The following is a 24,062-nucleotide window of genomic DNA, read 5'->3' on the forward strand; positions in this document are numbered from 1 at the left end:
TTCAGGGGGCCGCGGGGGCGTTCTCGCTAATAAGTCGATAATTGCGCATAGTGACATGCTTTAGCGCCGATAGTCCGATCGGGTGAGATCCACTGCGCGGTCCCTGGTCGGCCGTCCCGTACCCCGTTAGGGTTCGGTACGGCCGAGGTTCATCGGGTTGGACGGGGATGTTTGATGACGGAGTCCGGCATCGACTCTAGTGTGGACGAATGCATTCCCACTTCTTCCTAGAGTGAATTGCCGCATTTCGCCGCGCGATAGTCGGCCGACTAGCCGCTGTTTCCGTTCGTCTTCCCCTGGAGTCGCAGTGAGGTCCAGTTCGGTCAGCAGGCTCATCGCCGCTGTCTTATGCCTGTTCGTCGTGTCCGGCGCGACGGCCTGCACGTCGCAAGCCGCCGAGTCCGAGAAGAAGGTGACGCTCGGGTTCAGCGCCTGGCCCGGCTGGTTCCCGTGGCAGGTCGCGCAGGAGCAGGGGTTCTTCGCCAAGAACGGCGTGACCGTCGAGCTGAAGTACTTCGACAGCTACACCGACAGCCTCAACGCCCTGGCGACCGGCGCGATCGACGCCAACAGCCAGACCCTCAACGACACGCTGGCCTCGGTCAGCGGCGGCGCCCAGCAGAAGATCGTCCTGGTCAACGACAACTCCACCGGCAATGACAAGATCATCGCCGCGGAGGGGATCGTCAGCGTCGCCGATCTCCGCGGGAAGAAGGTGGCCGTGGAACAGGGCACCGTCGACCACTACCTGCTCCTCCTCGCGCTGGCCGAGGCGAAGCTGACGGAGAAGGACATCGAGTTGGTCCCGCTGGCCACCGACGCCGCGGCCGCCGCGTTCGCCGCGGGCCAGGTCGACGCGGTCGGCGCCTTCGCGCCGTTCACCAGCGTGGCGCTCGAACGCCCGGGCAGCCGGGCCGTCGCCACCTCCGCGGAGTTCCCCGGCGCGATCCCGGACCACCTGGTGTTCACCGCCGAGTTCGTCAAGGACCACCCCGCCGAGGTCCAGGCCCTGGTGAACACCTGGTTCGAGACGGTGCGGTGGATCAGGGACAACAAGGGCCCGGCCACCGACATCATGGCCAAGCGCGGCGGGGTCACCGCCGACGAGTACCGCTCCTACGACGCGGGCACCACGATCTTCACCCGGCAGCAGAACCTCGACGCGTTCACCCCGGGCACCACGCCCGCGCACCTGAACCACCAGGCGGGCAAGATCGTCGACTTCATGCTCACCACCGGCCTGGTCAAGGAGCGCCCGGCCCTCGACGGCCTGCTCGACGACCGGTTCGTCAAGGCAGTCCCGGAGTGAGTCCGCTCGCCGTCGGTGCCGACCTGACCGACACCAGTCATCCCTCCCGGTCCGGCCGGGAGGGATGGCGCCCGCTGCCCCGCAGGCAGCGCCCCGGGCGGACCTGGCCGCTGCTCACGATTCGTGCCCCGATCTCCCGCCGGTCGCGCCTGACCCTGGGGGTGCTCTCGCTTGCCGTGCCGTTCCTCGCGTGGGTCATCCTCGCGGCGAGTGGCGTGGTCCCGTCGCGGTTCCTGCCCTCACCGGGCGCGGTGCTCGCGGCGGGCATCGGCATGGCCGAGTCCGGCGAGCTGTTCGCCGACCTCTGGGCCACCGGCAGGCGGGTGCTGTTCGGGTTCGGCCTGGCCGTCGCGGTGTCGGTGCCGGTCGGGATCGTCATGGGGACTTTCCGGGCGGGACAGGCGTTGTTCGAGCCGCTGATCAGCGTGCTGCGCTACCTGCCCGCGAGCGCGTTCATCCCGCTGTTGATCATCTGGATGGGCCTGGGCGAGCCGTCCAAGATCGCCCTGCTGTTCATCGGCACGGTTTTCTTCAACACCCTGATGATCGCCGACGTCGTCCGCGGCGTGCCGCGCCCGCTCATCGACGTGTCGTACACACTCGGCGCGCGCCGGGGTGAGGTGCTGCGCAAGGTGATCGTGCCGCACTCGCTGCCCGGGATCATCGACGCGGCCAGGGTCAACGCCGCCGCCGCGTGGAACTTCGTGGTGGTCGCCGAGCTGGTCAACTCGACCGAGGGCCTCGGCTACCGGATCGTGCGCTCCCAGCGGTTCCTGCAGACCGACAAGATCTTCGCCGTGCTCGTCGTCATCGGACTCTGCGGCGTGCTGATCGACGTCGCGCTTCGCCTGGTGCGCAACAAGGTCGGACGGTGGACCGGATGAAGCTGGAACTCTCCGGCGTCGGCAAGGACTTCCGGGCGAGGGGAGCCACGGTCCGCGCGCTCCACGGTGTCGATCTCCGCGTGGCCTCCGGCGAGTTCGTGTGCGTCGTCGGCGCGAGCGGCTCGGGCAAGTCGACGCTGCTCTCGCTCGTCGCCGGGCTCGACGTGCCGACCGAGGGCCGGATCACCCTCGACGGCGTCGACGTCACCGGCCCCGGGCCGGACCGGGGGTTGGTGCCGCAGGCGGGGACGCTGTACCCGTGGCGCACGGTCGAGCGCAATGTCGCATTCGGACTGGAGCTGCTCCCGATCACGCCGGAGGACCGGGCCGCCCGGGTCGACTGGCACCTGGCCGAGACCGGCCTGACCGACTTCCGCCATGCGCTGCCCCGGCAGCTCTCGGGCGGGCAGCAGCAGCGGGTCGCGATCGCCCGGGCGTTGGCGTGCGAGCCCGAGGTCCTGCTGCTCGACGAGCCCTTCGGCGCGCTCGACGTGCAGACCAAAGAGGACATGCAGGTCCTCGTCCGCCAGGTGTGGCAAGACACCGGCACCACCGTGCTCATGGTCACCCACGACGTCGAGGAGGCGGTGTTCCTCGGCGGCCGGGTGGTTGCCCTGGCATGTGACCCGGGCCGGGTCGCCGCCGACATCACCGTGGCGCTGCCCGAGGACCGCGACCTCGATGTCAAGCGCCACCCCGACTTCCTGGCCCTGCGCGCGTCGATCGAGGACATCGTCCGCGCCCAACACCGGGCCTACACGGCCCGGGTGACGGCAGGTGAACGATGATCCTGGGCAGGCTCGGCATCCGGGGCAGGCTCAACGTCCTGCTCCTGGTCCCGCTCACCGCGGTGGTCCTCGTGGCTGTCCCGTTCGTCGCGGGCGGGATCGGCGACGCCCGCTCCGCCAGCCACACCGCGGATGTCGCCGGCCGCGCCCAGGACTTCGGTGGCCTGGTGTGGGAGCTGCAGCGCGAACGCCTGCTCACCGCCGGCTACCTGGCGTCGGCGAGCGGGGACAACACCGACCTCGTCCGCCAGCATCGGGCCGTCGACTCCGCGGCCGCCGCCGCGCGCGACTCCCTCGACGGCGAGGGCACCGAGGAACTCGCCTCCGCCCTGGTGCGCATCGGTTCGCTGCGCGAGCTGCGGCAGAGCGCGCTGCGCCGGGGCATCTCGCCGGACGCGGTGGCCCGCACCTACCACGCGGTCATCGGCGCGATCCTCGACGCGCTTCGCCTGGCGCCGCAGCGAACCAGCGACGCCGAGGGCACCCGGCAGCTCACCGTCCTCGACTCGCTGCTGCGGGCCAACGAGGAGAACGAGCTCTACGGCATGGCGATCATCGCCACCGCGATCGACCCGGCCACCGGGCAGGTGTTGCTGGACAAGGCTTCCGCGCAGGCCCGGATGCTGACCGAGCGGTTCGTCCAGCAGGCCGACGTCGAGCACGCGGGCATCGTCGTCGCCGTCGACCAGGGCGACGTGGCCCGCGAGGTGGCCGCCCTGGCCGCGCGGCTGCCGCTGGACCCCGACGCCAACGCGGGCGAGTCGTTCATCTTCGACGCCCTCGCCACCGTGCAGAACCAGTCCCGGATGCGCCGGGTCGCCCAGGACAAGGTGACCGAGCAGGTCACCACGGCCGCCACGGACCGCGCGTCGGAAGCCGGGCTGCTCGCCCACAGCGTCGGATTCGGCGCCGCGCTGCTGCTCGGGCTGGTCGCCGTCCTCGCCATCCGGGTCAGCCGCTCGATCTCCGACCCGCTGCGCAGACTCACCGACGCCGCCACGTCGGTCGCCGACCTGGCCGAGACCGAGCTGGTCCGGGTCACCGACACCGAGGTCGCCGAGGTGCAGGCGCCCCGGCTCGCGGAGATCGAGGTCGCCAGCGACGACGAGATCGGCAAGCTCGCCGCCGCGTTCAACCGCGTGCAGACCACCGCGTCCTCGCTGGTGGAACGGCAGGCCCTCACCCGGCGCAACGTCAGCCTGATGTTCGTCAACGTCGCGCAGCGCACGCAGAACCTCGTCGGCAGGCAGATGGCCCTGGTCGACGAACTCGAACGCGACGAGCAGGACGTCCGGCTCCTCGAACGCCTCTACCGGCTCGACCACGTCTCCACCCGGTTGCGCCGCAGCGCCGACAACCTCCTCGTCGTCGCGGGCACGGCGGACCGGGGCAGGCTCTCCGGGCCGATCGAGCTGTCCACCGCGCTGCGGTCCGCGCTGGCCGAGATCGAGGAGTACCAGCGGGTCCAGCTCGGGGCGATCTCCGACGTCACCCTCGCCGCGGACATCGGCGCCGACTTGGTGCTGGTGTTCGCCGAGCTGATGGAGAACGCGACGTCGTTCTCCCCGCCGAACACCGACGTCGAGGTCGGCGCCAGGTTCCAGGCCGACGGCACCTGCGTGATCGAGATCGTCGACCACGGCATCGGCCTGCCGCCGGAGAAGCTGGCCGAGGAGAACCGGCGCCTGGTCGAGCGCGAGCGGCTCGACATCGTCCCGACCACCGTGCTCGGCCTGTTCGTGGTCGGCAGGCTCGCCCGCAGGCACTCGCTGCGCGTCGAGCTGGACTCGACGCCGGGCGGCGGTGTGACCGCGCGCGTCCACATCGCGGTCGGGTCCTATCTGCGCCGGGTCGTGGAACCGGAGCCCGCCCACCAGCCGGTGCTGCCGCTGATGCCGGGCTTCGAGATCCCGCCCGCCAGTCGGACCGACGGATTCTTCTGGTTCCCGACTTTCTTCGGCGACCAAGCCGAGCCCACGCCCCCGCCGCCCGCGGAACCGGAGCGTGGCGGCCTGCGCCGTCGAGTCGCGGGCGCCCAGCAGGCAGGCGACACGCTGAAGCCCGCGACCCCAAAGCCCGCGATCCCGCCCGCCGAGCGCGACCCGCAGGCCGCGCGCGCCGCGATGGACGAGTTCCACTCGGGGTTCCTCCAGGCCGAAGACCGGCCCACCGAGTCGCGCGGCGGCCTGAACCGCCGGGTCGCGGGCGCGCAGCTGCCCGGGGCGCCCCCCGCGCCCCGGCAGAGCAGGCCGCGCCACGACCCGGACGCCGCCCGCGCGGCGCTCAACGACTTCCACGGCGCGTTCGCCCGCGCCGCCGACCCGCCGCCGTCGTCGTCGCGCGGCGGGCTGAGCAGGCGGGTGCCCGGCGAGAACCTCGCGCCGGGGCTGCGTCCGGCGTCCGTCGCGTCCGCGCCACCGGCCGTGCGGGCCTGGCGCAGACGAGATCCCGAGTCGGAACGGGCCGAGTTCGACAAATTCGCCTTGGGACTGGCGAAAGCGGCCATCGTTACGGATACCGTCACACCCCAGGAAACCGCCCCGCACCCAGTGGCGAGTCCGAGGAGAGAGAGCACAAGATGAGCAGGCCGCCGGCACCCGCGATCAGCGTCGATGCGCAGAACTTCAACTGGCTGGTCAGCAGGTTCACCCAGAACACCGCGGGCGCGATCGGCGCGATCGCGGTGTCCGCCGACGGCTTGCTGATCGCGATGTCCGCGGACTTGGTCCGGGCCAACGCCGACCGGCTCGCGGCGATCTCCTCGGCGATGCTCGGGCTGGCCAACGGGGTGTCCGACAGCCACCCGCTGGGCCAGCCGGACAAGGTGATCATCGAGTTGGAGCGCGGCTACCTGCTGGTCTGCACGATCAGCATCGGCTGCTCGCTCGGCGTGCTCGCCACCAAGGAGGCGAGCCTGGGCACCATCGCCTACGAGATGGCGATGTTCGCCAACCGGGCCAGCGCCGTGTTGACCCCGCAGCTGATCGAAGAGCTCAAGAACAGTGTCGGATAGCCGACCGGACGTCTCGCCGCTGCGGCCCTACCTGCTCACCGCGGGTCGGGCCAAGCCGGTGGACGACACCTTGGAGATCGAGGCGCAGGTGATGTCCAGCAGCCTCGGCACCGCGGCGCACTCCGGTCTCGCCTTCGAGCGGCGGGAGATCATCGCGCTGTGCCGCAAGACCATGTCCGTCGCCGAGATCGCCGCGTCGCTCAAGCTGCACATCGGGGTGGCCAGGGTGCTGGTGGCCGATCTGGCGGAACTCGGATACGTCGTCCTCCGCCGGCCGGGCGCGACCCCGGCCCAGGATCTCAGCATGATCGAAAGGGTCATTCGTGGACTCGAAGCCATCCGCTGAGCGCCCGCAGCGTCCGCCGGCACCGGTCAAGATCGTCATCGCCGGCGGGTTCGGCGTCGGCAAGACCACCGCGGTGGCCGCCATCTCGGAGATCTCGCCGCTGACGACGGAAGCGGCGATCACGTCGGTGGGCGCGCAGATCGACCGGGCGGGCGCGGTCCCGGCGAAGACGACCACGACCGTCGCCATGGACTTCGGCTGCATCACCATCGACGAAGAGGTGAAGCTGTACCTGTTCGGCACTCCCGGCCAGGACCGCTTCGGCTTCATGTGGGGCGACCTGGTGCGTGGCGCGTTGGGCGCGTTGGTCATCGTCGACACAAGACGGATGGACGACTGTTACCCGGCGGTCGACTACTTCGAGAAGGCCGGTCTGCCGTTCGTGGTCGGGGTCAACATGTTCGGCGGCGAACTCGCCCACGAGCCCGACGACATCCGCTGGGCGCTGGCCATCGCCGACGAGGTCCCACTGATCATGTTCGACGCCCGCGACAAGCTCTCCGTGCGCGACGCGCTGTTGGCGGTGCTGCGCAACACTTTCGCCAAGGCGCGGGCCGCGGCTAGCTGAGCCCGACGGCGAGGGCGGTGATGACCGCCCAGAGCAGCATGGCGAGCCCGGTCTGCTTGAGCACCGGGATGAGCGCGGGTCCGGTCGCCTTGCCGAGGACCAGCTTCAGCGCGGGCGCGGTCAGGACCGCGGCGATCAAGCCGGCGAGCGCCCACAGGGTTTGCGTCGCCAGGGCGACGCTGACCACGAACGGGATCGCCACCAGGGTCGCGTAGAGCACCCGCGTGCGTTCCTCACCGAGCCGCACGGCCAGCGTGGTCTTCCCCGCGACCCGGTCGGTCGGCACGTCGCGGAGGTTGTTGGCGACGAGCACCGCCGCCGAGAACGACCCCATCGACACCGCGCAGGCGAGGCCCGCCCAGCTGACCGTCCCGGCCTGGATGTACTGCGTGCCAAGGACGGCGACGAGCCCGAAGAACAGGAAGACCGCGACCTCGCCGAACCCGGAGTACCCGTACGGCTTGGACCCGCCGGTGTAGAACCACGCCCCCGCGATACACAGCACGCCCACAACCAGCAGCCACCACTCGGCGCTCGCGATCACCAACACCAACCCCGCCAACGCGCCGATGCCGAAGCAGGCGAACGCGGCGAGCTTCACCGAGGACGGCGTGGCGACCCCGGACCCGACCAGCCGCAGCGGCCCGACCCGGTTGTCGTCGGTGCCCCGGATGCCGTCGGAGTAGTCGTTGGCGTAGTTCACCCCGACCTGCAGCGACAACGCCACCACCAGCGCGAGCAGCGACTTCCACCAGGAGAACCCGTCCAGCGCCGCCGCCGCGCCCGCACCGACCAACACCGGTGCGACCGAGTTCGGCAGCGTCCGCACCCGTGCGCCCTGGACCCATTCCGCGACTGTCGCCATGCCCCCATCTTGGTAGACGGGATCGCCGCGCCCGGGGCCACCCCGCAATCTCGGGATACTGGACTGATGTGGAGACCGGCCGACCTCGATCGGGCCGTCGGGTCGAAGACCGGTCAGGTGGCGGACCTGATCCGGCGCACCATCGAGAGCGGGCGACTCGCGGTGGGCTCGCTGCTGCCCTCCGAACGGGACCTGGCGCGTCGCCTGGAGGTCAGCCGGGTCACCGTCGTGCGGGCCATCGAGGACCTGCGCGGCTGGGGGCTGGTCGAGACCCGGCACGGCTTCGGCAGCGTGGTCCGGCCGAACGACCGCCTGATGGACCCGGTCGCCCCGGTCCCGCTCGCCGCCCGGTTCGACCTGCGCACGAGAACCGCCGCCGCGCCGATGGAGGTCGACGAGGCGGCCCGCGACCTGGTCCTCGGCCTCAACCGTTTGCTTGACGGCATCGAGGCCCTCGTGACCCGGTGACATCCCGGCCGCTGTTCGCGATCATCGAAATAGCGAACGAACACGGTGGACCCCGAAGTGATCGGCCTCAGTCGGTGACCCGGCGGGTGCTTCTGCGGCTCGTCAGGAGCAGCAGTCCGCCGAGGGCGAAGAGCAGGCTGCCGATCGCGATCAGGGAACCGAATGCCGGGCTGACGCCCGTGGTGGCGAGCGGGCCGGTTCCACCGGACTGGGCGGATCCGTAGTACTGGCCGGTGGTTCCGGTCAGCGCGGCTTGCCCGGAGGTGGTCGTGCTCGACCCGGCCCCCGTGGTGGTGGACGAGATCGCCGTCGTCGTCTCGGACGACGTGGTGGTGTCCGTCGTGTCAGTGGTCGTTGTGTCGTCGGTTGTGGTGGTCGTGTCGGTGGTGGTCGTGTCGTCGGTTGTGGTGGTCGTGTCGGTGGTGGTCGTGTCGTCGGTTGTGGTGGTCGTGTCGGTGGTGGTCGTGTCGTCGGTTGTGGTGGTCGTGTCGGTGGTGGTCGTGTCGTCGGTTGTGGTGGTCGTGTCGGTGGTGGTCGTGTCGTCGGTTGTGGTGGTCGTGTCGGTGGTGGTCGTGTCGTCGGTTGTGGTGGTCGTGTCGGTGGTGGTCGTGTCGTCGGTTGTGGTGGTCGTGTCGGTGGTGGTCGTGTCGTCGGTTGTGGTGGTCGTGTCAGTGGTCGTTGTGTCGTCGGTTGTGGTGGTCGTGTCGGTGGTGGTCGTGTCGTCGGTTGTGGTGGTCGTGTCGGTGGTGGTCGTGTCGTCGGTTGTGGTGGTCGTGTCAGTGGTCGTTGTGTCGTCGGTCGTTGTCGTCGTGTCGTCGGTGGTCGTGGTGGTGTCAGTCGTCGTCGTCGTGGTGGGGGAGCAGTCAGGCGTGAGGAATGTGTTGTTGTCCAAGGTGACCGCGCCGTTGCGGGCCAGCGCGCGACCGTAGACGACGGTGTCGGTGGTGACGCTGATCGAGGTGAGCGCCATGATCGTGCCGCGGAACGTCGAGGCCGTGCCCAGCGTCGCGGAGCTTCCGACCTGCCAGTACACGTTGCAGGCGTTCCCGCCGTTGATCATCAGGATGTTGCTCGCGGTGGCGGTGATCAGGGTCGAGGCGACCTGGAAGATGAACACCGCGTTCGGGTCGCCCTGGGCGTTGAGGGTCAGCGTGCCGCTGACCGCCAGCGGTCCACTTGACTTGTACGCACCCGAGACCAGGGTCTGTCCCACCAGATCCCCGGCGACGAGCCCGGTCGGCGCCCGGCCTGCCGCGTCGTTGTAGGCGATGACCAGATCGGACTGTGCCTGTGCCGCGTGGGCGTCGCCGGCGTGGATGGTGCCGCCGACGATGCCGGGCGGGAACCCGGAGATCGCCGTTCCCGGGCTGACACCGAGGTTGTCACTGAGCACACTCGGACCGGTGTTGGTCACCGTCTGTCCACCCAGGACCGAATAGGACGCCGCCGTGCCCAGCCCCACGGGGGGTTCCGCCGCCAAGGCGCGGGGTGCGCCGGCCAATATCCCGGTCAGAACGAACACGCTCACCACGACAACCAGCCCAGTCAGCGCGGTCCATCGGGCGTAGCCGGTTCTTGCAATTCGCTGTCTGTCCATAGTTAGACATTCCTTACATCGCAGTGCGTTTACCAGCTGAGGTATCGAAGGTCGACGCGCGCGCTCTTGCACGCGTCCTGGTTGGCGGAGGTGTTGTTGAACCCGATGGCCGCACCGGAGAACGGTTCGACCCCGCCCGGCTGCACAGTCCGCCCGACCGGCATCCGCGGTTCCAGCAGCAGGTAGTCGGTCGCGTCGCACGGCCCCGCCGCGGCGCCGGGCGCGATGACCACGCCCACGATGCTGACGGTGACTTCGGTGACGTGGACGGCTTCGCTGCCGTGGTTGGTGATCGTGCCGGTGATCGCCGCGGGTGCGATGCCCGGCGCGAGCCCGGTCATCGTCGATGTCTGGACGAGCGTGAGCTTCCCGTCGCCCGGCCATCCCGGACAGCCCGGCTGTGCCGCCGCGGGCGACGAGCCGAGGCCGGTCGCCAGCACACCGGCGGCGAGTGTCGCGAGCACGATGGCGGCCGGGCCGACACCGCGGCGGGCGCGGGCGGTCAGGGCCAGGAGCGCCCCGACGATCAGCAAGCCGATCGCCACCGCCAGCAGCGAGAGCAGCGGCGAACCGGTGCCCGCGAGAACTGTGCAGTCCATGGTCACTCCTTTCAGCTGTGCGTGGTCAGATGGTTCGGTTGAGCCTCGCGGTCGCGGAGGTCGGCCCCGGTGTGCTCGCGGTCATCGTGGTGGTGCCGGCCAGGCCGCCGTACGAGAGCGTGACGGTCGTGGTGGAGGCCGTCGCGCCGTGCGGAATGGTCACGGTCGTCGGTGTGGCACTGCCGGCCGTGACGGCGAACGACACGGTTGCGGTGGGGCCGAGGTTCGTCATCACGGCACCGCCGGCGTTGGTCAAACTGACCCGGGCGGTGAACGTGATGGTCCCAAGGCCGCAGAGGTTGTAAGTGAGGGCGAACGACGTGCTGCCGGACGTGGCCGTGCAGGCCCCCGAGGCGGTCTGGCCGCTCCACGCCAGGTTGGTGGGGGCGGCGACCACGGTGAACGACGCGCTGACCGCGCTGGTGAGGGCTCCCGCGCTCGCCGTGAGCGTGTAGGTCCCCGGGTTCGCGGCGAGACACCCGGTGAACGTGGCGATCCCGTTGACCGCCGCCGTGGCCGCACAGGTCAGCCCGGCTCCGGCCGCGGTGACCGTGACCGTGGTGGTCGCATTGGTCACGGTGTTGCCTGCCGAGTCCTGGATGGTGACGACCGGCTGGCTGTAGAACGCGGTCCCGGCGAACGAGTTTGTCGGCGATTGGGTGACGGCGAGCTTGGCCGCGGCACCGAAGGTCACCGTGAACGCGCTGCTGGTGGCGGAGGTGAGGCCGGTACTGGTTGCCGTGAGGGTGTAGCCCGCGCCCGCCTTGTCGATCGAGAGCCCGGCGAAGGTGGCCACACCGGCCGAGTTGGTCAGTGCCGTCTTGGTTCCCGAGAGCGTGCCGCCGCTCGGGTTGGCCCCGATGGCGATGGTCACCGAGATTCCCGCGGTTGACACCGCCGCACCGCCCGAATCGCGGAGCTGCACTGTGACCGAAGGGGTAATCGAAACCATGGACGCCACGGAGGGCGGCTGGGTGGTGAATGCGAGCACGGATGCCGTGGTCACCGTGACAATTCCGCTCGCCCTGCCTGCCGCTGTCCAAGATCGATAGACGGCGGTGACGAAATAAGAATGTTCGCCATTCACGACGCCTGAATCGGTGCACGAAGTCCCGATGATCAGCACACCAGCGCACGCCGCGGCCGGGCCCCCGATCCCCATTCGGGTGACGTAATACCCGGTGGGAATTGTGGGCCCGGAGGACGCCGTCCAGCTCACCGGAACATTCGGTGAGCTGAATACCGGAACCGTCACGCTCGTCGGAGCGGACAGCGTGCTTGTCTGTCCGCCTGCTGAGCCGATCCCGCTTGACGTCCAGGCGGCGAGGGCGGGGGTGACCGCTATGAGGGCCACCCCCGTGGTCCCGCTCAGCGCGAGCAAACCGCGCTTGAGTGTCCTGCTCATCTCACACCTCGGCTTTCCGAGAGATCGGTCAGCTGGCGCGGATGTAGAGCGGAGCGGTGACGCCCTGGCAGGCGTCCTGGTTCGTGGGCAGGTTGTTCATCGAGATGTTGACGGTGCCGTTCGCGACGCCGCCCGGGGCGATCTGCCCGTAGGTGATTACCGGCGTGGCCACGGTGTAGTCAGCCGCGGAACAGCCCGCGACCGCGGTCCACACGGTGCCGTCCGCGTTCGCCACGGTGATCACGACGCTCGACAGCGTCTGGCTGCCGGTGCTGGGATTGGTCACCGAGAACGCGACGGTCTGAGCCGACCCGCCCGGGGTCAGCGCGGGGCCCGTCGGTGCGGAACTGGCAACCGTGAAGGCCGTGCTCACACCCGTGTTCGCCGCGCCGGTTCCCGAGCCGGTGGACGTCCAGTACGCGTAGGCGATCCCGCCGCCGAGGGCGAGCGCTGCGACGGTGGCCACGATGACGGTGGAACGCCGCTTGATGGTGGATCTCATGTGGAACTCCCGACTTCACTTCATGTCACAACGGAAGGAAAAGGCCCGTCGTGGGTTAACGAGACGCTGATGCCGGAAACGGCCGCCTGAGGCGATGATCAAAGGGCGATCTGAGACGACCGCAGCCTTCGGCAAGAGCGCGCAAGTCGGCAGTCGAATACCGCATGCTTTCGCTCGCATAAGGTTAATCGGGATCCGCTGAGCCTTGTTACTGAATCGCTCAGGGTTAAGCCATTGGGGAAGATCCGAAATTTATCGTCACTTTGCGGTGTTGCGGGTGTGGCTCAATAGCCTCTATGGTGAATTATCTGACCCATTGGAGGAGCGCCTGCCAGGTCGAGGCGTTGACGGCGAGTATGGGCCCGGCCGCGTTCTTCGAGTCGCGGACGCGCGCCTGTGCCACCTTCAGGGACACCTCAACGCAGTTGTTCTCCGAACCGCTGCTAAAAGCTGCTCTTCCGCCACTGGGTCATCCCACCCACCTCAGGAGCGTCTGCCAGGTCGAGGCATCGACGGCGAGTATGGGCCCGGCCGCGTTCTTCGAGTCGCGGACGCGCGCCCGTTCCACCTCCAGAGACACTTCGAGGCAGTCGTTCTCCGAACCGCTGCTAAAGCTGCTCTTGCGCCACCTGGCACTCGTCATCCCAGCTGCCTTCCGCCCGGTCGTACGTGTCCGCCAGTTCGGCGAACAGCACCCGGGATTCTCCCGCACTCAGCGCGGCCTTGGCTATCTGCGGGAGGAGTGAACGGTAGGCAGTCACATACTCGGGATCTTCGATGAACAGGCCGGTCACCAGGCCATCGAGAAAGACGAGCGAGTGGAACCGGGGATAGGCGAGTAGCAGGAACGATCCCCCGAAGAGCCCCCGGTGCCGGGTCGCCGAAGGCACCACCCGGATGGTGATGTTCCGCTGGTCGGCGAAGAACACCATCGCAAGCAACTGCTCGGCCATGATCCGGTAGTCCCCGACCTCCAGCCGCAACGCCCGTTCGTGCACGAAAAACGTGAACTTCGCGGGGTTGTTGCGGAACAGGATTCGCTGCCGGTCCAACCGCGAGCCCACCTTCCGTTCCCGCGCGGCTTCCGAGATGTCCTCCCGCGCGAAGAGCGCGCGGATGTAGGGCTCGGTTTGGAGTAGTCCCGGGATCACCTCGGGTTGGTAGCTCACGCACCGGTCGGCCGTTGCCTCGTGGAAGATCAGGGATCGCAGGGAGTCCGTCATCCATTGCCCGTGGGGCGCAATCCAATAGCCCCGGTCATCGGCGGCCTCCCGGCACACCTTGATCAGCCGTTCCACGTCCTGATACCGAGCCTCACAGCTCGCCAGGTAATGCACCACCTCAGTCTCCGAGGTGGTGCCCCGCACCCCCGTCTCGATCCGGTGCAGATGCGCGATGGACCGCCCCAACTTGGGCGCGAGGTCCCGCAGCGTCAGCCCCGCCGCCTCCCGGTGCTCCCGCAACAGATCGCCCAGCTCGCGCACGCCGGCCCGGTTTCTCGCTCCCATTCCCCACACGCTAGGGACTTCCCGTGCCACCCGGTGTCCCCGAACGCCGATTCCACCCCATCGCGCTAGGCGTTCCCGGCCCGGGAACAACTCACCCCGCCACCAACCGGACGATGGCCAGCGCACCGATGCCGAACAGGATCGTCAGGTGGAAACTCTTGGTGCGCCACGCCAGCAGCAGCGTCGGAACGGCCACCCAGAGCGCGAAATTCGCCAGCCGCAGATCCAGCTGTCCCATCGGGGTCAGCAGCGCGAATTAAGGGTGAACAAGTCGATGAGCGCGCGCCGGTCGGGCTTTCCCGGTCCGATCACGGGAAGTTCGGCCACCATCAGGAAGTCCTTGGGTGCCGCGGCGGGGCCGAGCGCCGCGCGGACGGCCGAGCGCAGGGCGTCCTCGTCGACCGGGCCCGTGAGCACCAGCGCCGCCGCGACCCGTTGTCCCCACTCCGCGTCGGCGACGCCCACCACACAGACCTCGCGGACGTTTTCCTGTGCGGCAAGGACGTGCTCGATGGCGGTGGCCGCGACCTTCACCCCGCCAGTGTTGATCAGGTCGTCGACGCGGCCCAAGACCTCGAGCTTGCCGTCGCGGCACTCGCCGGTGTCCGAGGTGCGGAACCATCCATCCACAAAGGACTCTTTGGTCGCCGCCGGATCCAACCGGTAGCCGTGGGCCAGCATGGGGCCGCTCAGCTCGATCACACCGTCGGCGATCCGCACGTCCACGCCGGTCAGCGGGAGTCCGTCGTAGACGCAGCCGCCTGCCGTCTCCGACATCCCGTAGGTGGTGCGGACGCGGACACCCGCGTCGAGCGCCCGCTCCAGAGTCGACGCCGATACGGCCGCGCCGCCGACGAGCACGGCGTCGAAGGAGCGCAGCGCGGCCAGCGCGTCGCCGCCGCCCTCGACGATCCGGGTGAGCTGCGTCGGGACCAGCGCGGTGTAGACCGGGCCGAGCGCGCCGAGCGCGTCCGAGGCCGACTCGGTGAAGACCTTGGGCCGGAACGCGGTCCGTGGCATCACCACCGGCTCGGTGCCCGCCACGATCGACCGCACCAGCACCTGAACGCCGGCGATGTGGTGCGCGGGCATGGCGAGCAGCCAGGTCCCCGGTCCGCCCAGACGCTCATGGGTCGCTTCCGCCGACGCGCGCAACGCCGCCGCGGACAGCAGCACGCCTTTCGGGGTGCCGGTCGAGCCGGACGTGCGGACGATCAACGCCGTGTCGGGTTCCAGCGGCTCGTCCGGCGCCATGTCCTCACCGGACTGTCCCTTGGCGACCGGGAGCACGGCGGGGCCCGAGCCGTCCAGGGCCGCGCGCAGCGCCTTCATGAACTCGGATGTGTCCGGATCGAGAACTCGCAGGTCGTGCATATACACAGTTTCCACCACTAGCCTCTGGCGATGACCAAAACCTGGGGGCGACAGGTGAACGCGCCGCTGCGCGATGCCTACCTGACAAGGCTCGGCTTACGCACCCCGCCGCCTGCGACCCTGGACACACTGCGCGAACTGCACCGAGCCCAGGTCGAACGAGTGCCCTACGAAACCGTGTGGATCGCCCTCGGCGAGCAGCGCACGGTCGACCCCCTCGACTCCCTTCGCTACCTGCTGCGCGGCCGAGGCGGCTACTGCTACCACCTCAACGGCGCGTTCAGCACCCTGCTCGACTGGCTCGGCTTCGACGTCCACTGGCGCGTCGGCGGGGTGCAAGGCGGCAAGGGCGACCAGCCCGGCGTCACGGGCAACCACATGGTGATCGAAGTCCACGGCCTCGACGGCGGCCCCTGGATGGTCGACGCCGGCCTGGGCGATGGCATGCACGAGCCGATCCCACTGGCCGAAGGCGTGTACGAACAGACCCCGTACACCTTCGCGCTGCGGCCATCGGAGGTCGTCCCCGGCGGCTGGCGCCTCGACCACGACGCACGGGGGTCGTTCCTCGGCATGGACTTCGCGCCGGCGGAGGCGAAGGTCGAGGACTTCGTGGAAAAGCACGACCACCTGTGCACGTCCCCCGACTCCGGTTTCGTCCGCGTGGTGACGGTCTCAAACCGCGACGCGACGACCATCCGCGAGCTGCGCGGGCGCCTGTACAAGGAGACCGACGCCGCCGGCGTGACCCACACCGAGATCGCCGACCGCGGCGACTACTTCGGCCTGCTCGGCGACGTCTTCGGCCTGGCCCTCCCCGAGATCAGCCCCGACCGCCGCGAAACCCTGTGGGAGCGGCTCTGCGTCGACCACGAGCAGTACCTGGCAGGCAAGGGCGCCCGCCGTCGAGCCGCGGCGGGTCAGTAGTAGTACGGGAAGCGCGACCAGTCCGGGTCGCGCTTCTCCAGGAACGAGTCGCGGCCCTCGACGGCCTCATCGGTCATGTAGGCCAACCGGGTGGTTTCGCCGGCGAAGATCTGCTGGCCGACCAAGCCGTCGTCGATCGCGTTGAACGCGTACTTGAGCATCCGCTGCGCCGTCGGCGACTTGCCGTTGATCTCCCGCGCCCACTCCAGCGCGGTCGCCTCCAGCTCCGCGTGCGGCACCGCCTGGTTGACCGCGCCCATCTTGACCATGTCCTCGGCGGTATATGTCCGGCCGAGGAAGAAGATCTCCCTGGCGAACTTCTGCCCGACCTGCCGCGCCAAGTACGCCGAGCCGAAACCGCCGTCGAAGCTGCCCACGTCGGCGTCGGTCTGCTTGAAGCGGGCGTGCTCGGTGCTGGCCAGGGTCAGGTCACACGTCACGTGCAGGCTGTGACCGCCGCCCGCGGCCCAGCCGGGGACGACCGCGATGACGACCTTCGGCATGAACCGGATCAGCCGCTGGCACTCCAGGATGTGCAGCCTGCCCGCGCGCGCCGGGTCGACCGTCTCAGCGGTGTCGCCGGAGGCGTACTGGTAGCCGGTGCGGCCACGAATGCGCTGGTCACCGCCGGAACAGAAGGCCCAGCCGCCGTCCTTGGCCGACGGGCCGTTGCCGGTGATGAGGACGCAGCCGACGTCGGAGCTCATCCGCGCGTGGTCGAGCGCGCGGTACAGCTCGTCGACCGTGTGCGGCCGGAACGCGTTGCGCACCTCGGGCCGGTCGAACGCGATCCGCACGGCGCCCGTGTCCACGGCGCGGTGGTAGGTGATGTCGGTGAAGTCGAAACCGTCGATCTCGCGCCACTGCGTCGGGTCGAACAGCTCGGATACCTCGCGGTCAGCCACACCGCGAGCATGCCGGCGCACCTGTGGACAGTCGTTCGCGGGGTTGCGGGTCGGCGTGTAAAGCTGGTGGTGTGCACGACCTGGACTCGGCCTTGGAAGTGATTCGCGCGCGGGACGACACCGCGGCGAAGCACGCGCACGCCCTCTGGCAGGTGATGCGCGCGACAGCGGCCCACCCGACCAAGGTCACCAGGTACGAGGTCCAGCAGATGGTGTGGGGCACGCTGCCGCTGGCCGCGCGCCGCCCCGACGGCGCCGAGGCCTTCGACGACCTGCACGACACCTGCGAGGCCTTCGCCGAGCTGCTCGACCTCCTCGGCCACCGCGACTACGCCTGCCTCTGCCGCGGCGAGGTCACCCACGCCATCCTCGACGCCGCCCGCGACGACCACCTTTACCGCGGCCTGGTCGAGCGGGCCTGGCGCTCCTCCGGTGTCTACCCGCCGGACCCACCCACCCTGACCTGGTCAGATCACGCGGGCGACGTCGAACAGGCCCTCCGCGCCGCCGCGGGCCGGATGCTTGAGGAAGCCATCGACGCGGGCACCCTGCGCGCCGACGCCGCCGACGAGCCCGAACGCGTCGAGCTGGTGCTGCGGCTGCTGATGAGCCCGGACACCAGCGGCGAGGACACCTGGTTCGGCAAACTCCTCGACGAACGCCTCGACTCGTGGATCCTCGGCCGCGGCAGCCAGACCCGCCGCGAGGTCCTGGTCCGCCTGCGCCCCGACGTCCGCAGGCCGCCCGAGGCCGCGGGCTACGACCTCCCCGCGTTGGAGACCCTCCTCGACGCCTGCCGGGGCAAGGGCGCGCGCCTCACCGAACGCGGCTATTTGCCCACCGCCCTGGTCGCCGAACTCGCGGCGCTCATGCCCACCTGCCGCGAAGCCCCGTCGTCGGGCCGCGGCGAGGCCGCCTGGCCCCCGATCCGCCTCCTGCGAGAACTGGCCACCGACTTCGGCCTGGTCGAGCGCGCCGGCCCCAGGCTCCTACTCACCGACCGCGGCGACACTGTTGTCGACGACCCGGACGCCCTGCTCATGGCCGTCGGCGAGACCGTCGTCGCCACTGACCGCCACGCCGTGGCCGTCATCCAGGAAGTAGTCCTCGGCGCGCTGCTCCTGGAAGACCGGATGGCCCCGGACCGCATCTTCGCCAAGATCACCCACGTCCTCACCGAAGACGCGTGGACCGACCCAGCGGGCCTCCCCCTTGGCGAGGACCACGCCCGCGAAGCGGGCTCCCGCTTCCTCAGAACCCTACGAACCCTCGACGCCCTCGACGCCGACTGGAACGCCCGCCGCGTAGGCCTCACCGACGCGGGCACCTCCATAGCCCGCTGGGCGTTGCGCACGCAGGTCCTGTTCCCAGCCCCCACCCTCCCGTGACCCCCACCCCCGCGAGTCGCCCCTCCCGGCAAATGAGTCGCCCCTCCCGGCGAGTGAGTTCAACATTCGCGGAGGCTCACTCGGCACAGCCTCGCCCCTGGTCAGCGAACCCTCGGTCGGGTTCCCTGGTTTCCAGGGTCGCGAGTCGCAAGTCAGGGACCGCGGGCCGTCGGCTCGTGGTCGATCGGAATGGAGTCGAGTGAACCCGTCCACCGCGATGGCGACCGTCGTCGTCGACGAGCTGGTGCGCAACGACGTGCGGCACATCGTCCTGTGCCCCGGCTCCCGCAACGCCGCCCTGTCCTTCGCCCTCCACAAGGCGTCGCTGGCCGGGGTGCTCACCCTGCATGTCCGCGTCGACGAGCGGTCGGCCGCCTTCTTCGCCCTCGGCATCGGCAAGGCCACCGGCCGCCCCGCCGCCGTGGTCTGCACCTCCGGCACCGCCGTGGCCAACCTCCACCCGGCCGTCCTCGAAGCCCACCACTCCGGCATCGGCCTGCTCCTGATCACCGCCGACCGCCCGCCCGAGCTGCACGGCACCGGCGCCAACCAGACCATCGACCAGCGCAACATCTTCGGCAGCTCCGCCGTCGCCGTCGACTTCCCGGTCGCCGAGGCGCGCGCGGGGCTCAACCCGGTCTGGCGCGGGCTGGTCTGCCGTGGCGTCGCGCGCGCCGAGACCGGGCGTCCGGTCCAGCTCAACATCCCCTTCCGCGAGCCGCTCGTCCCCACCGGCGCCGCCGACTGGCCCGACAGCCTCGACGGCCGTCCCGACGGCTCCCGCTGGACCACCTCGTCGGCCGCCCGCACAGTCCCCGGCAACCGCGTCGACTTCCCCTTGCCTGGCCGTTCGCTCATGGTCGTCGGCAGCGGCGACCCGGCCCGCGCCGCATCGGCGGCGGCCGTGGCGGCGAAGGCAGGCTGGCCGGTAGTCGCCGAACCCGTGGGTGCGGCAGCCGCGGTCATCGGCGGTGCCCACGTCCTGCGGCGCGGTCCGCTGCTGCTCGGGAGCGGCGCACTGCCCGAACACCTGCGACCGGACGCGGTGATCGTCGTCGGCAGGCCCACCCTGTCCCGGGGAGTGCGCGGCCTGATGGACCGGGCGCCGGTCTACGGCATCGGCGACCATCCACAATGGACAGACCCGCAGTACGTCGCCACCCACGTCCGGGGCTGGCTAGACGACGACGACCTCACCCACGTCACCGACCACGACCCCGCCTGGCTCGCGGGCTGGAGCGCCGCCGAGAAGGCCGCCGTGAAGGCCGTCGACTCCGTCCTCGACGACCAGCCCTGGCCCACCGGCCTGCACGTCGCCCGCGACGTGGTCGCCGCCCTCCCCGCGGGCGCGACCCTGTTCCTCGGCTCCTCAAACCCGGTCCGCGACGTCGACATCGCCGCCGACCACCGCGCCGACATCACCATCCACGCCAACCGCGGCGTCGCCGGCATCGACGGCAACGTCTCCGCGGCAGCGGGCACCGCCATCGGCACCGGCGGCCCGGTCTACGCCCTCATCGGCGACCTGACGTTCCTGCACGACCTCAACGCCCTGCTCCTCGGCCCCGAAGAGCGACGCCCCAACCTGGCCGTGGTCGTCCTCAACGACGACGGCGGCGGCATCTTCTCCCTGCTCGAACAGGGCGCCGACGAACACGCGGCAGGCTTCGAACGCGTCTTCGGCACCCCCCACGGCGCCGACCTGCGCAGCCTCTGTGCGGGTTATCACGTGCCGCATACGGTGGCAGATTCCCCGGCCGCCCTCGCCGAGGCGCTCACCCCGGCCCCCGGCCTACGCGTGATCGAAGTGCGCGCCGACCGGGCCATTCTGCGCCCGCTGCACGCCCACCTCCGCGAAACCATCGCCCGCCTCCACACCCCATAGCCCCCACCAGCGACGACGCGTCGTCTGCGGGAAACGACGACCAGCGAAATCCGGTGCGGATAGGCTCGGGGGGTGGCAAAGATGGAGGAGCGGGGAGCCCCCGTCCGGGCCTTGGGCGGCACCGGACCGGACCTGGCGATGCCCCTGCCCGTCCAAACCACACACCGACCCACCCACGTGGACCAGATGAACCCCCAGCTCAAAGCCCCCGCCGACCCGCTTACGACCGCCGATGCGGACGACCTGGCGCACGCGGACGCCGCCGCCTGGTCCGCCGCCGAAGCCGAGGTGGTGCGACCGGACCCACGTCGGCCTGCCGCCGAGATGACACAGGACATCAGCGACACCTGGTCGGCCGCCGAGGCGAGCGAGGTCAAGTTCGAGATCACCGAGCGGGCGGACGTGGCTGATGCTGCCGTCGAGTCGCACCCGGCTGAGCGGACTGATGGTGCGGCCGTCGAGTCGCACCCCGCCCGTGATGGCGCCACCAAATCCCATCCCGCCGAAACCCATCGTGGCCAGGCTGAGTCTGAGCCCGTCGAGTCGCACCCCGTCGGGCGCCAGGGCGATGGCGAGACGCCCGGCCCCGCCGAACCGCACCGCGACTACGCCGACGTCCCTCCCGCCGAAGCCCACCGTGACGGTGTGAAGCCCCAGCCCTACAAGCTCCGCCGGGCCGCCGCCTGCGCCATCCTCTTCGTCGCCGTCATCACCACGCTGCTCGCCGTCCTCCTCGTCATCGCCGCCCGCACCGAGGACTCCGCCATCGAGAACCACACCGGCCGGGCCGACGCCGAGGTTCTCGACGTCACCACCCACCGCACCCTCATCCGCTTCCAGACCCCCGACGGCGCCGAGCACGTGCCCAACGTCGGGGTCCTCTACCCCGAAGCCCTCGAAGAGGGTCAGGTCGTCCGGGTCGAGTACGACCTGCGCGACCCTGACCTGGTCCGCGTCGCCGGGCGGGGTTCGACCCTGACCTTCCTGCCCGCCGTCACCACCCTCTTCGCCGTCTGGGCGGTGACCGTGGGGCTGGTGTGGTGGCTGCGCAAGCCGGGACCGCTGCACCTTCGCTCCCTGCGGGCCCGTCGCAAGCTCGCGGTGTAACACCTCTCTTCAAAATTTGCTTTCAGGTGTAACATCGACCCTTGTGGACCTGGAACGCGAATTCGAGCGCGTCGTCGCGGCCGACCATCGGATCGAGCCGCGCGACTGGATGCCGGACGGCTATCGCAAGACGCTGATCCGGCAGATCGCGCAGCACGCGCACTCCGAGATCATCGGCATGCAGCCCGAGGGCAACTGGATCAGCCGCGCCCCCAGCCTGCGGCGCAAGGCGATCCTGCTGGCCAAGGTGCAGGACGAGGCAGGTCACGGCCTCTACCTCTACGCCGCCACCGAGACCCTCGGCGTCGACCGCGAGGACCTCACGACCAAGCTCATCGAGGGCCGCCAGAAGTACTCCTCGATCTTCAACTACCCCACGCTGACCTTCGCCGACGTCGGCGTCATCGGCTGGCTCGTCGACGGCGCCGCGATCTGCAACCAGGTGCCGCTCTGCCGCACCTCCTACGGCCCGTACGCCCGCGCCATGATCCGCGTCTGCAAGGAAGAGTCCTTCCATCAGCGCCAGGGCTACGAACTCCTCATGACCATGATGCGCGGCACCGACGCCCAGAAGGCGATGGTCCAGGACGCCGTCAACCGCTGGTGGTGGCCGTCCCTGATGATGTTCGGGCCGCCGGACGCCGAGTCGTCCAACACCGAGCAGTCCATGGTCTGGCGCATCAAGCGGCACACCAACGACGAGCTGCGCCAGCGCTTCGTCGACATGTCCGTGCCGCAGGCCGAGAAGCTCGGCGTCACCCTGCCGGACCCGAAGATCGCCTGGAGCGCCGAGCGCGGCCACCACGACTTCGGCGAGATCGACTGGGATGAGTTCTGGCAGGTCGTCAAGGGCGACGGCCCGTGCAACGCCGAGCGGATCGAGAACCGCCGCAAGGCACACGAGGACGGCGCATGGGTTCGGGAAGCGGCTGCTGCTTACGCGGCTAAGAAGGAGCAGGTAGCATGAGCGAGCCCAGGTCGTCTTGGCCTCTTTACGAGGTGTTCGTCCGCGGCAAGCGCGGGCTGAACCATGTGCATGTCGGCTCCCTGCACGCCCCCGACGACGAGATGGCGCTGCGCAACGCGCGCGATCTCTACACGCGCCGCAACGAGGGTGTCAGCATCTGGGTCGTCAAGGCCGACGCCATCACCGCGTCCAGCCCGGATGAGAAGGACCCGTTCTTCGCCCCCGCGGGCGACAAGGTTTACCGGCACCCCACGTTCTACGCCATCCCAGAGGATGTGCCGCATCTATGAGCTTCGACAACGCTTACGAATCCCTCGTCGAGGGTCACGAAGAGAAGCATTGGGCCTTCGGCACCGGCTTCACCGACGCTCTGTCCGGTGTGGACCGCGCCATCCCGTCCACTGTGGACCGTGACGACCTCGCCGCCTACTGTCTCATGCTCGGCGACGACGCCCTGGTCTACGCCCAGCGGCTCGCCGAGTGGTGCGCCAAGGCGCCCGAGTTGGAAGAGGACGTCGCGCTGGCCAACATCGCGCTCGACCTCCTCGGTCAGGCCCGGATGCTGCTCTCCCGCGCGGGCGAGATCCAGGGGACCGACGAGGACGCCCTGGCGTACCTGCGAGACCCGGCCGAGTTCCGCAACGTCCACCTCGCCGAGATCGACTGCGGCCCCGGCCCTGGCGGGGACTTCGCCACCACGATCGCCCGTCTGCTCGTCTTCTCCGCGTGGCGTCTCCCCCTGCTGCACCGGCTGACCGGCTCAGCCGACCCGGTGTTGGCCGCCGTCGCCGCGAAGGGCGTCAAGGAGTTGACCTACCACCGTGACCACGCAGCCCAGTGGGTGCTGCGGCTCGCGGGCGGCACCGACTATTCCCGCGAGCGCATGATCGCCGGTCTCGCCGTGGTCTGGCCGCACCTCGACGAACTCTTCACGGCGCACCCCATCGAGCACCGCCTGGCCGAAGCGGGCGTCGCCGTCGACCCGGCCGGGCTCAAGTCCGAAGTGGACAGTGTGCTCGACACCGTCCTGGGTGCCGCCGGCTTGACGCGTCCCGACGTCCAGGGGGTCCCGGGAGGCGGCCGAGGCGGCGTGCACACCGAGGCTATGGCGCCGCTGCTGGCCGAGATGCAGGTGGTCGCGCGGGCCCTGCCGGGAGGCGTGTGGTGAGCGCGCGTCAGGTCGCCGAGCAGGTGCTCGACCCCGAGCTCCCGGTGCTCACCCTGGCCGACCTCGGCGTGCTGCGCGAGGTCAGCGAGGTCGGCGACCGCGTGGTCGTGACGATCACACCGACGTACTCCGGCTGCCCCGCGCTCGACGAGATGCGGTCGGACCTGCGCGAGAAGCTGACGGAGGCGGGCTACCGCGACGTCGAGATCCGCACCGTCCTGCACCCCGCGTGGACCACCGACTGGATCAGCGACGACGGCCTGCGCAAACTCACCGAGCACGGCATCGCCCCGCCCTCGCGCATCGGACCCCGTGCCGTGGGCCCGATCCCGCTCACCCTGGACCCACCGAAGCGCCGCGTGAGCTGCCCCCGCTGCGGCTCCGCGCGCACCACCGAACTGTCCCGCTTCGGCTCCACCGCATGCAAAGCCCTGCGCCGCTGCGAGGACTGCCGCGAACCGTTCGAACAGATCAAGGAGATTTAGTTGA

General features: G+C 69.9%; 26 protein-coding genes and 1 pseudogene. 16 read left to right on the plus strand and 11 right to left on the minus strand.

Annotation, left to right across the window (positions count from 1 at the left end; genetic code table 11):
• Positions 1-307 precede the first annotated feature (307 nt).
• From ACUZ2Y_RS22460 to ACUZ2Y_RS22490, 7 genes are read left to right on the plus strand one after another with little or no spacing between them, the layout of a single operon-like run.
• On the plus strand, positions 308-1,309 hold the full coding sequence (locus ACUZ2Y_RS22460) for an ABC transporter substrate-binding protein (protein ID WP_476321943.1): 1,002 nt from the start codon (positions 308-310) through the stop codon (positions 1,307-1,309).
• A complete protein-coding gene (locus ACUZ2Y_RS22465; RefSeq protein WP_476321945.1) occupies positions 1,306-2,193 on the plus strand; it encodes an ABC transporter permease in 888 nt (295 codons plus the stop codon). The genes ACUZ2Y_RS22460 and ACUZ2Y_RS22465 overlap by 4 nt, the downstream gene beginning before the upstream one ends.
• Positions 2,190-2,981, plus strand: coding sequence for an ABC transporter ATP-binding protein (locus ACUZ2Y_RS22470; RefSeq protein WP_476321947.1), 792 nt, complete (start codon positions 2,190-2,192; stop codon positions 2,979-2,981). The genes ACUZ2Y_RS22465 and ACUZ2Y_RS22470 overlap by 4 nt, the downstream gene beginning before the upstream one ends.
• Positions 2,978-5,563: a sensor histidine kinase gene (locus ACUZ2Y_RS22475; protein WP_476321949.1), complete on the plus strand. Its 2,586-nt coding sequence runs from the start codon at positions 2,978-2,980 to the stop codon at positions 5,561-5,563. Before ACUZ2Y_RS22470 ends, ACUZ2Y_RS22475 begins: the two co-directional genes overlap by 4 nt.
• A complete protein-coding gene (locus tag ACUZ2Y_RS22480) occupies positions 5,560-5,994 on the plus strand; it encodes a roadblock/LC7 domain-containing protein (RefSeq protein ID WP_187218506.1) in 435 nt (144 codons plus the stop codon). The genes ACUZ2Y_RS22475 and ACUZ2Y_RS22480 overlap by 4 nt, the downstream gene beginning before the upstream one ends.
• Positions 5,984-6,340, plus strand: coding sequence for a DUF742 domain-containing protein (locus tag ACUZ2Y_RS22485; protein ID WP_476321951.1), 357 nt, complete (start codon positions 5,984-5,986; stop codon positions 6,338-6,340). The genes ACUZ2Y_RS22480 and ACUZ2Y_RS22485 overlap by 11 nt, the downstream gene beginning before the upstream one ends.
• The gene (locus tag ACUZ2Y_RS22490) at positions 6,318-6,908 is read left to right on the plus strand and encodes a GTP-binding protein (RefSeq protein WP_476321953.1); all 591 of its coding nucleotides are present in this window, start codon (positions 6,318-6,320) and stop codon (positions 6,906-6,908) included. Before ACUZ2Y_RS22485 ends, ACUZ2Y_RS22490 begins: the two co-directional genes overlap by 23 nt.
• Here ACUZ2Y_RS22490 and ACUZ2Y_RS22495 read toward each other — a convergent pair.
• Entirely contained in the window at positions 6,901-7,773 is an 873-nt protein-coding gene (locus ACUZ2Y_RS22495; protein ID WP_476321955.1) for a 1,4-dihydroxy-2-naphthoate polyprenyltransferase, read from the minus strand. The genes ACUZ2Y_RS22490 and ACUZ2Y_RS22495 overlap by 8 nt on opposite strands.
• 66 nt (positions 7,774-7,839) lie before the next feature.
• Between ACUZ2Y_RS22495 and ACUZ2Y_RS22500 the strand changes: the two genes are divergently transcribed.
• Entirely contained in the window at positions 7,840-8,241 is a 402-nt protein-coding gene (locus ACUZ2Y_RS22500) for a winged helix-turn-helix domain-containing protein (protein ID WP_476321957.1), read from the plus strand.
• 67 nt (positions 8,242-8,308) lie between these two features.
• On the opposite strand, the gene ACUZ2Y_RS22505 is transcribed toward ACUZ2Y_RS22500, so the two are convergent.
• From ACUZ2Y_RS22505 to menE, 9 genes and pseudogenes are all read right to left on the minus strand, one after another.
• The gene (locus ACUZ2Y_RS22505) at positions 8,309-9,769 is read right to left on the minus strand and encodes an ice-binding family protein (RefSeq protein ID WP_476321959.1); all 1,461 of its coding nucleotides are present in this window, start codon (positions 9,767-9,769) and stop codon (positions 8,309-8,311) included.
• Positions 9,770-9,867: 98 nt separating this feature from the next.
• A complete protein-coding gene (locus ACUZ2Y_RS22510; RefSeq protein ID WP_476321961.1) occupies positions 9,868-10,437 on the minus strand; it encodes a hypothetical protein in 570 nt (189 codons plus the stop codon).
• 25 nt (positions 10,438-10,462) lie between these two features.
• On the minus strand, positions 10,463-11,332 hold the full coding sequence (locus ACUZ2Y_RS22515; RefSeq protein WP_476321963.1) for a hypothetical protein: 870 nt from the start codon (positions 11,330-11,332) through the stop codon (positions 10,463-10,465).
• Between the two features lie 538 nt (positions 11,333-11,870).
• Positions 11,871-12,344 (minus strand): hypothetical protein, encoded by a 474-nt coding sequence (locus tag ACUZ2Y_RS22520; RefSeq protein WP_476321965.1) that lies wholly within the window; start codon positions 12,342-12,344, stop codon positions 11,871-11,873.
• A gap of 304 nt (positions 12,345-12,648) precedes the next feature.
• Positions 12,649-12,783: pseudogene (locus ACUZ2Y_RS22525) on the minus strand (DUF397 domain-containing protein); the annotation flags it as partial.
• 30 nt (positions 12,784-12,813) lie between these two features.
• Entirely contained in the window at positions 12,814-12,987 is a 174-nt protein-coding gene (locus ACUZ2Y_RS22530) for a DUF397 domain-containing protein (protein ID WP_476321967.1), read from the minus strand.
• Positions 12,953-13,852 (minus strand): helix-turn-helix domain-containing protein, encoded by a 900-nt coding sequence (locus ACUZ2Y_RS22535; RefSeq protein ID WP_476321969.1) that lies wholly within the window; start codon positions 13,850-13,852, stop codon positions 12,953-12,955. The genes ACUZ2Y_RS22530 and ACUZ2Y_RS22535 overlap by 35 nt, the downstream gene beginning before the upstream one ends.
• A gap of 91 nt (positions 13,853-13,943) precedes the next feature.
• The gene (locus ACUZ2Y_RS22540) at positions 13,944-14,090 is read right to left on the minus strand and encodes an AzlD domain-containing protein (RefSeq protein WP_476321971.1); all 147 of its coding nucleotides are present in this window, start codon (positions 14,088-14,090) and stop codon (positions 13,944-13,946) included.
• A 5-nt stretch (positions 14,091-14,095) separates the two neighbouring features.
• The gene (gene menE / locus ACUZ2Y_RS22545; protein ID WP_476321973.1) at positions 14,096-15,226 is read right to left on the minus strand and encodes an o-succinylbenzoate--CoA ligase; all 1,131 of its coding nucleotides are present in this window, start codon (positions 15,224-15,226) and stop codon (positions 14,096-14,098) included.
• Positions 15,227-15,256: 30 nt separating this feature from the next.
• Between menE and ACUZ2Y_RS22550 the strand changes: the two genes are divergently transcribed.
• On the plus strand, positions 15,257-16,153 hold the full coding sequence (locus ACUZ2Y_RS22550) for an arylamine N-acetyltransferase family protein (RefSeq protein ID WP_476321975.1): 897 nt from the start codon (positions 15,257-15,259) through the stop codon (positions 16,151-16,153).
• On the opposite strand, the gene ACUZ2Y_RS22555 is transcribed toward ACUZ2Y_RS22550, so the two are convergent.
• Positions 16,147-17,058 (minus strand): 1,4-dihydroxy-2-naphthoyl-CoA synthase, encoded by a 912-nt coding sequence (locus ACUZ2Y_RS22555; RefSeq protein ID WP_476321977.1) that lies wholly within the window; start codon positions 17,056-17,058, stop codon positions 16,147-16,149. The genes ACUZ2Y_RS22550 and ACUZ2Y_RS22555 overlap by 7 nt on opposite strands.
• Positions 17,059-17,129: 71 nt before the next feature.
• Between ACUZ2Y_RS22555 and ACUZ2Y_RS22560 the strand changes: the two genes are divergently transcribed.
• The 7 genes from ACUZ2Y_RS22560 to paaD all read left to right on the plus strand — a co-directional run bounded on the left by ACUZ2Y_RS22560 (position 17,130) and on the right by paaD (position 24,058).
• Positions 17,130-18,446, plus strand: a complete 1,317-nt coding sequence (locus ACUZ2Y_RS22560) for a hypothetical protein (protein ID WP_476321979.1) — start codon at positions 17,130-17,132, stop codon at positions 18,444-18,446.
• A 199-nt stretch (positions 18,447-18,645) separates the two neighbouring features.
• Complete coding sequence (menD, locus tag ACUZ2Y_RS22565) at positions 18,646-20,331, plus strand: 2-succinyl-5-enolpyruvyl-6-hydroxy-3-cyclohexene-1-carboxylic-acid synthase (protein WP_476321981.1); 1,686 nt, start codon at positions 18,646-18,648, stop codon at positions 20,329-20,331.
• A 72-nt stretch (positions 20,332-20,403) separates the two neighbouring features.
• The gene (locus ACUZ2Y_RS22570; RefSeq protein WP_476321983.1) at positions 20,404-21,438 is read left to right on the plus strand and encodes a DUF3592 domain-containing protein; all 1,035 of its coding nucleotides are present in this window, start codon (positions 20,404-20,406) and stop codon (positions 21,436-21,438) included.
• A 43-nt stretch (positions 21,439-21,481) separates the two neighbouring features.
• Entirely contained in the window at positions 21,482-22,405 is a 924-nt protein-coding gene (paaA, locus tag ACUZ2Y_RS22575) for a 1,2-phenylacetyl-CoA epoxidase subunit PaaA (RefSeq protein ID WP_476321985.1), read from the plus strand.
• Entirely contained in the window at positions 22,402-22,695 is a 294-nt protein-coding gene (gene paaB / locus ACUZ2Y_RS22580) for a 1,2-phenylacetyl-CoA epoxidase subunit PaaB (protein WP_476321987.1), read from the plus strand. The genes paaA and paaB overlap by 4 nt, the downstream gene beginning before the upstream one ends.
• The gene (paaC, locus tag ACUZ2Y_RS22585; RefSeq protein WP_476321989.1) at positions 22,692-23,573 is read left to right on the plus strand and encodes a 1,2-phenylacetyl-CoA epoxidase subunit PaaC; all 882 of its coding nucleotides are present in this window, start codon (positions 22,692-22,694) and stop codon (positions 23,571-23,573) included. Before paaB ends, paaC begins: the two co-directional genes overlap by 4 nt.
• A complete protein-coding gene (gene paaD / locus ACUZ2Y_RS22590; RefSeq protein ID WP_476321991.1) occupies positions 23,567-24,058 on the plus strand; it encodes a 1,2-phenylacetyl-CoA epoxidase subunit PaaD in 492 nt (163 codons plus the stop codon). The genes paaC and paaD overlap by 7 nt, the downstream gene beginning before the upstream one ends.
• Positions 24,059-24,062 lie beyond the last annotated feature (4 nt).

Source organism: Actinokineospora sp. UV203 (assembly GCF_056323665.1).

What these genes read in the sequence shown, in the direction of transcription:
- ACUZ2Y_RS22470 (WP_476321947.1), top strand. Translation starts at nt 2,190, where the DNA reads ATGAAGCTGGAACTCTCCGGCGTCGGCAAGGACTTCCGGGCGAGGGGA.
- ACUZ2Y_RS22475 (WP_476321949.1), top strand. Translation starts at nt 2,978, where the DNA reads ATGATCCTGGGCAGGCTCGGCATCCGGGGCAGGCTCAACGTCCTGCTC.
- ACUZ2Y_RS22480 (WP_187218506.1), top strand. Translation starts at nt 5,560, where the DNA reads ATGAGCAGGCCGCCGGCACCCGCGATCAGCGTCGATGCGCAGAACTTC.
- ACUZ2Y_RS22495 (WP_476321955.1), bottom strand. Translation starts at nt 7,773, where the DNA reads ATGGCGACAGTCGCGGAATGGGTCCAGGGCGCACGGGTGCGGACGCTG.
- ACUZ2Y_RS22500 (WP_476321957.1), top strand. Translation starts at nt 7,840, where the DNA reads ATGTGGAGACCGGCCGACCTCGATCGGGCCGTCGGGTCGAAGACCGGT.
- ACUZ2Y_RS22510 (WP_476321961.1), bottom strand. Translation starts at nt 10,437, where the DNA reads ATGGACTGCACAGTTCTCGCGGGCACCGGTTCGCCGCTGCTCTCGCTG.
- ACUZ2Y_RS22520 (WP_476321965.1), bottom strand. Translation starts at nt 12,344, where the DNA reads ATGAGATCCACCATCAAGCGGCGTTCCACCGTCATCGTGGCCACCGTC.
- ACUZ2Y_RS22530 (WP_476321967.1), bottom strand. Translation starts at nt 12,987, where the DNA reads ATGACGAGTGCCAGGTGGCGCAAGAGCAGCTTTAGCAGCGGTTCGGAG.
- ACUZ2Y_RS22535 (WP_476321969.1), bottom strand. Translation starts at nt 13,852, where the DNA reads ATGGGAGCGAGAAACCGGGCCGGCGTGCGCGAGCTGGGCGATCTGTTG.
- ACUZ2Y_RS22540 (WP_476321971.1), bottom strand. Translation starts at nt 14,090, where the DNA reads ATGGGACAGCTGGATCTGCGGCTGGCGAATTTCGCGCTCTGGGTGGCC.
- menE (WP_476321973.1), bottom strand. Translation starts at nt 15,226, where the DNA reads ATGCACGACCTGCGAGTTCTCGATCCGGACACATCCGAGTTCATGAAG.
- ACUZ2Y_RS22550 (WP_476321975.1), top strand. Translation starts at nt 15,257, where the DNA reads ATGACCAAAACCTGGGGGCGACAGGTGAACGCGCCGCTGCGCGATGCC.
- paaB (WP_476321987.1), top strand. Translation starts at nt 22,402, where the DNA reads ATGAGCGAGCCCAGGTCGTCTTGGCCTCTTTACGAGGTGTTCGTCCGC.
- paaC (WP_476321989.1), top strand. Translation starts at nt 22,692, where the DNA reads ATGAGCTTCGACAACGCTTACGAATCCCTCGTCGAGGGTCACGAAGAG.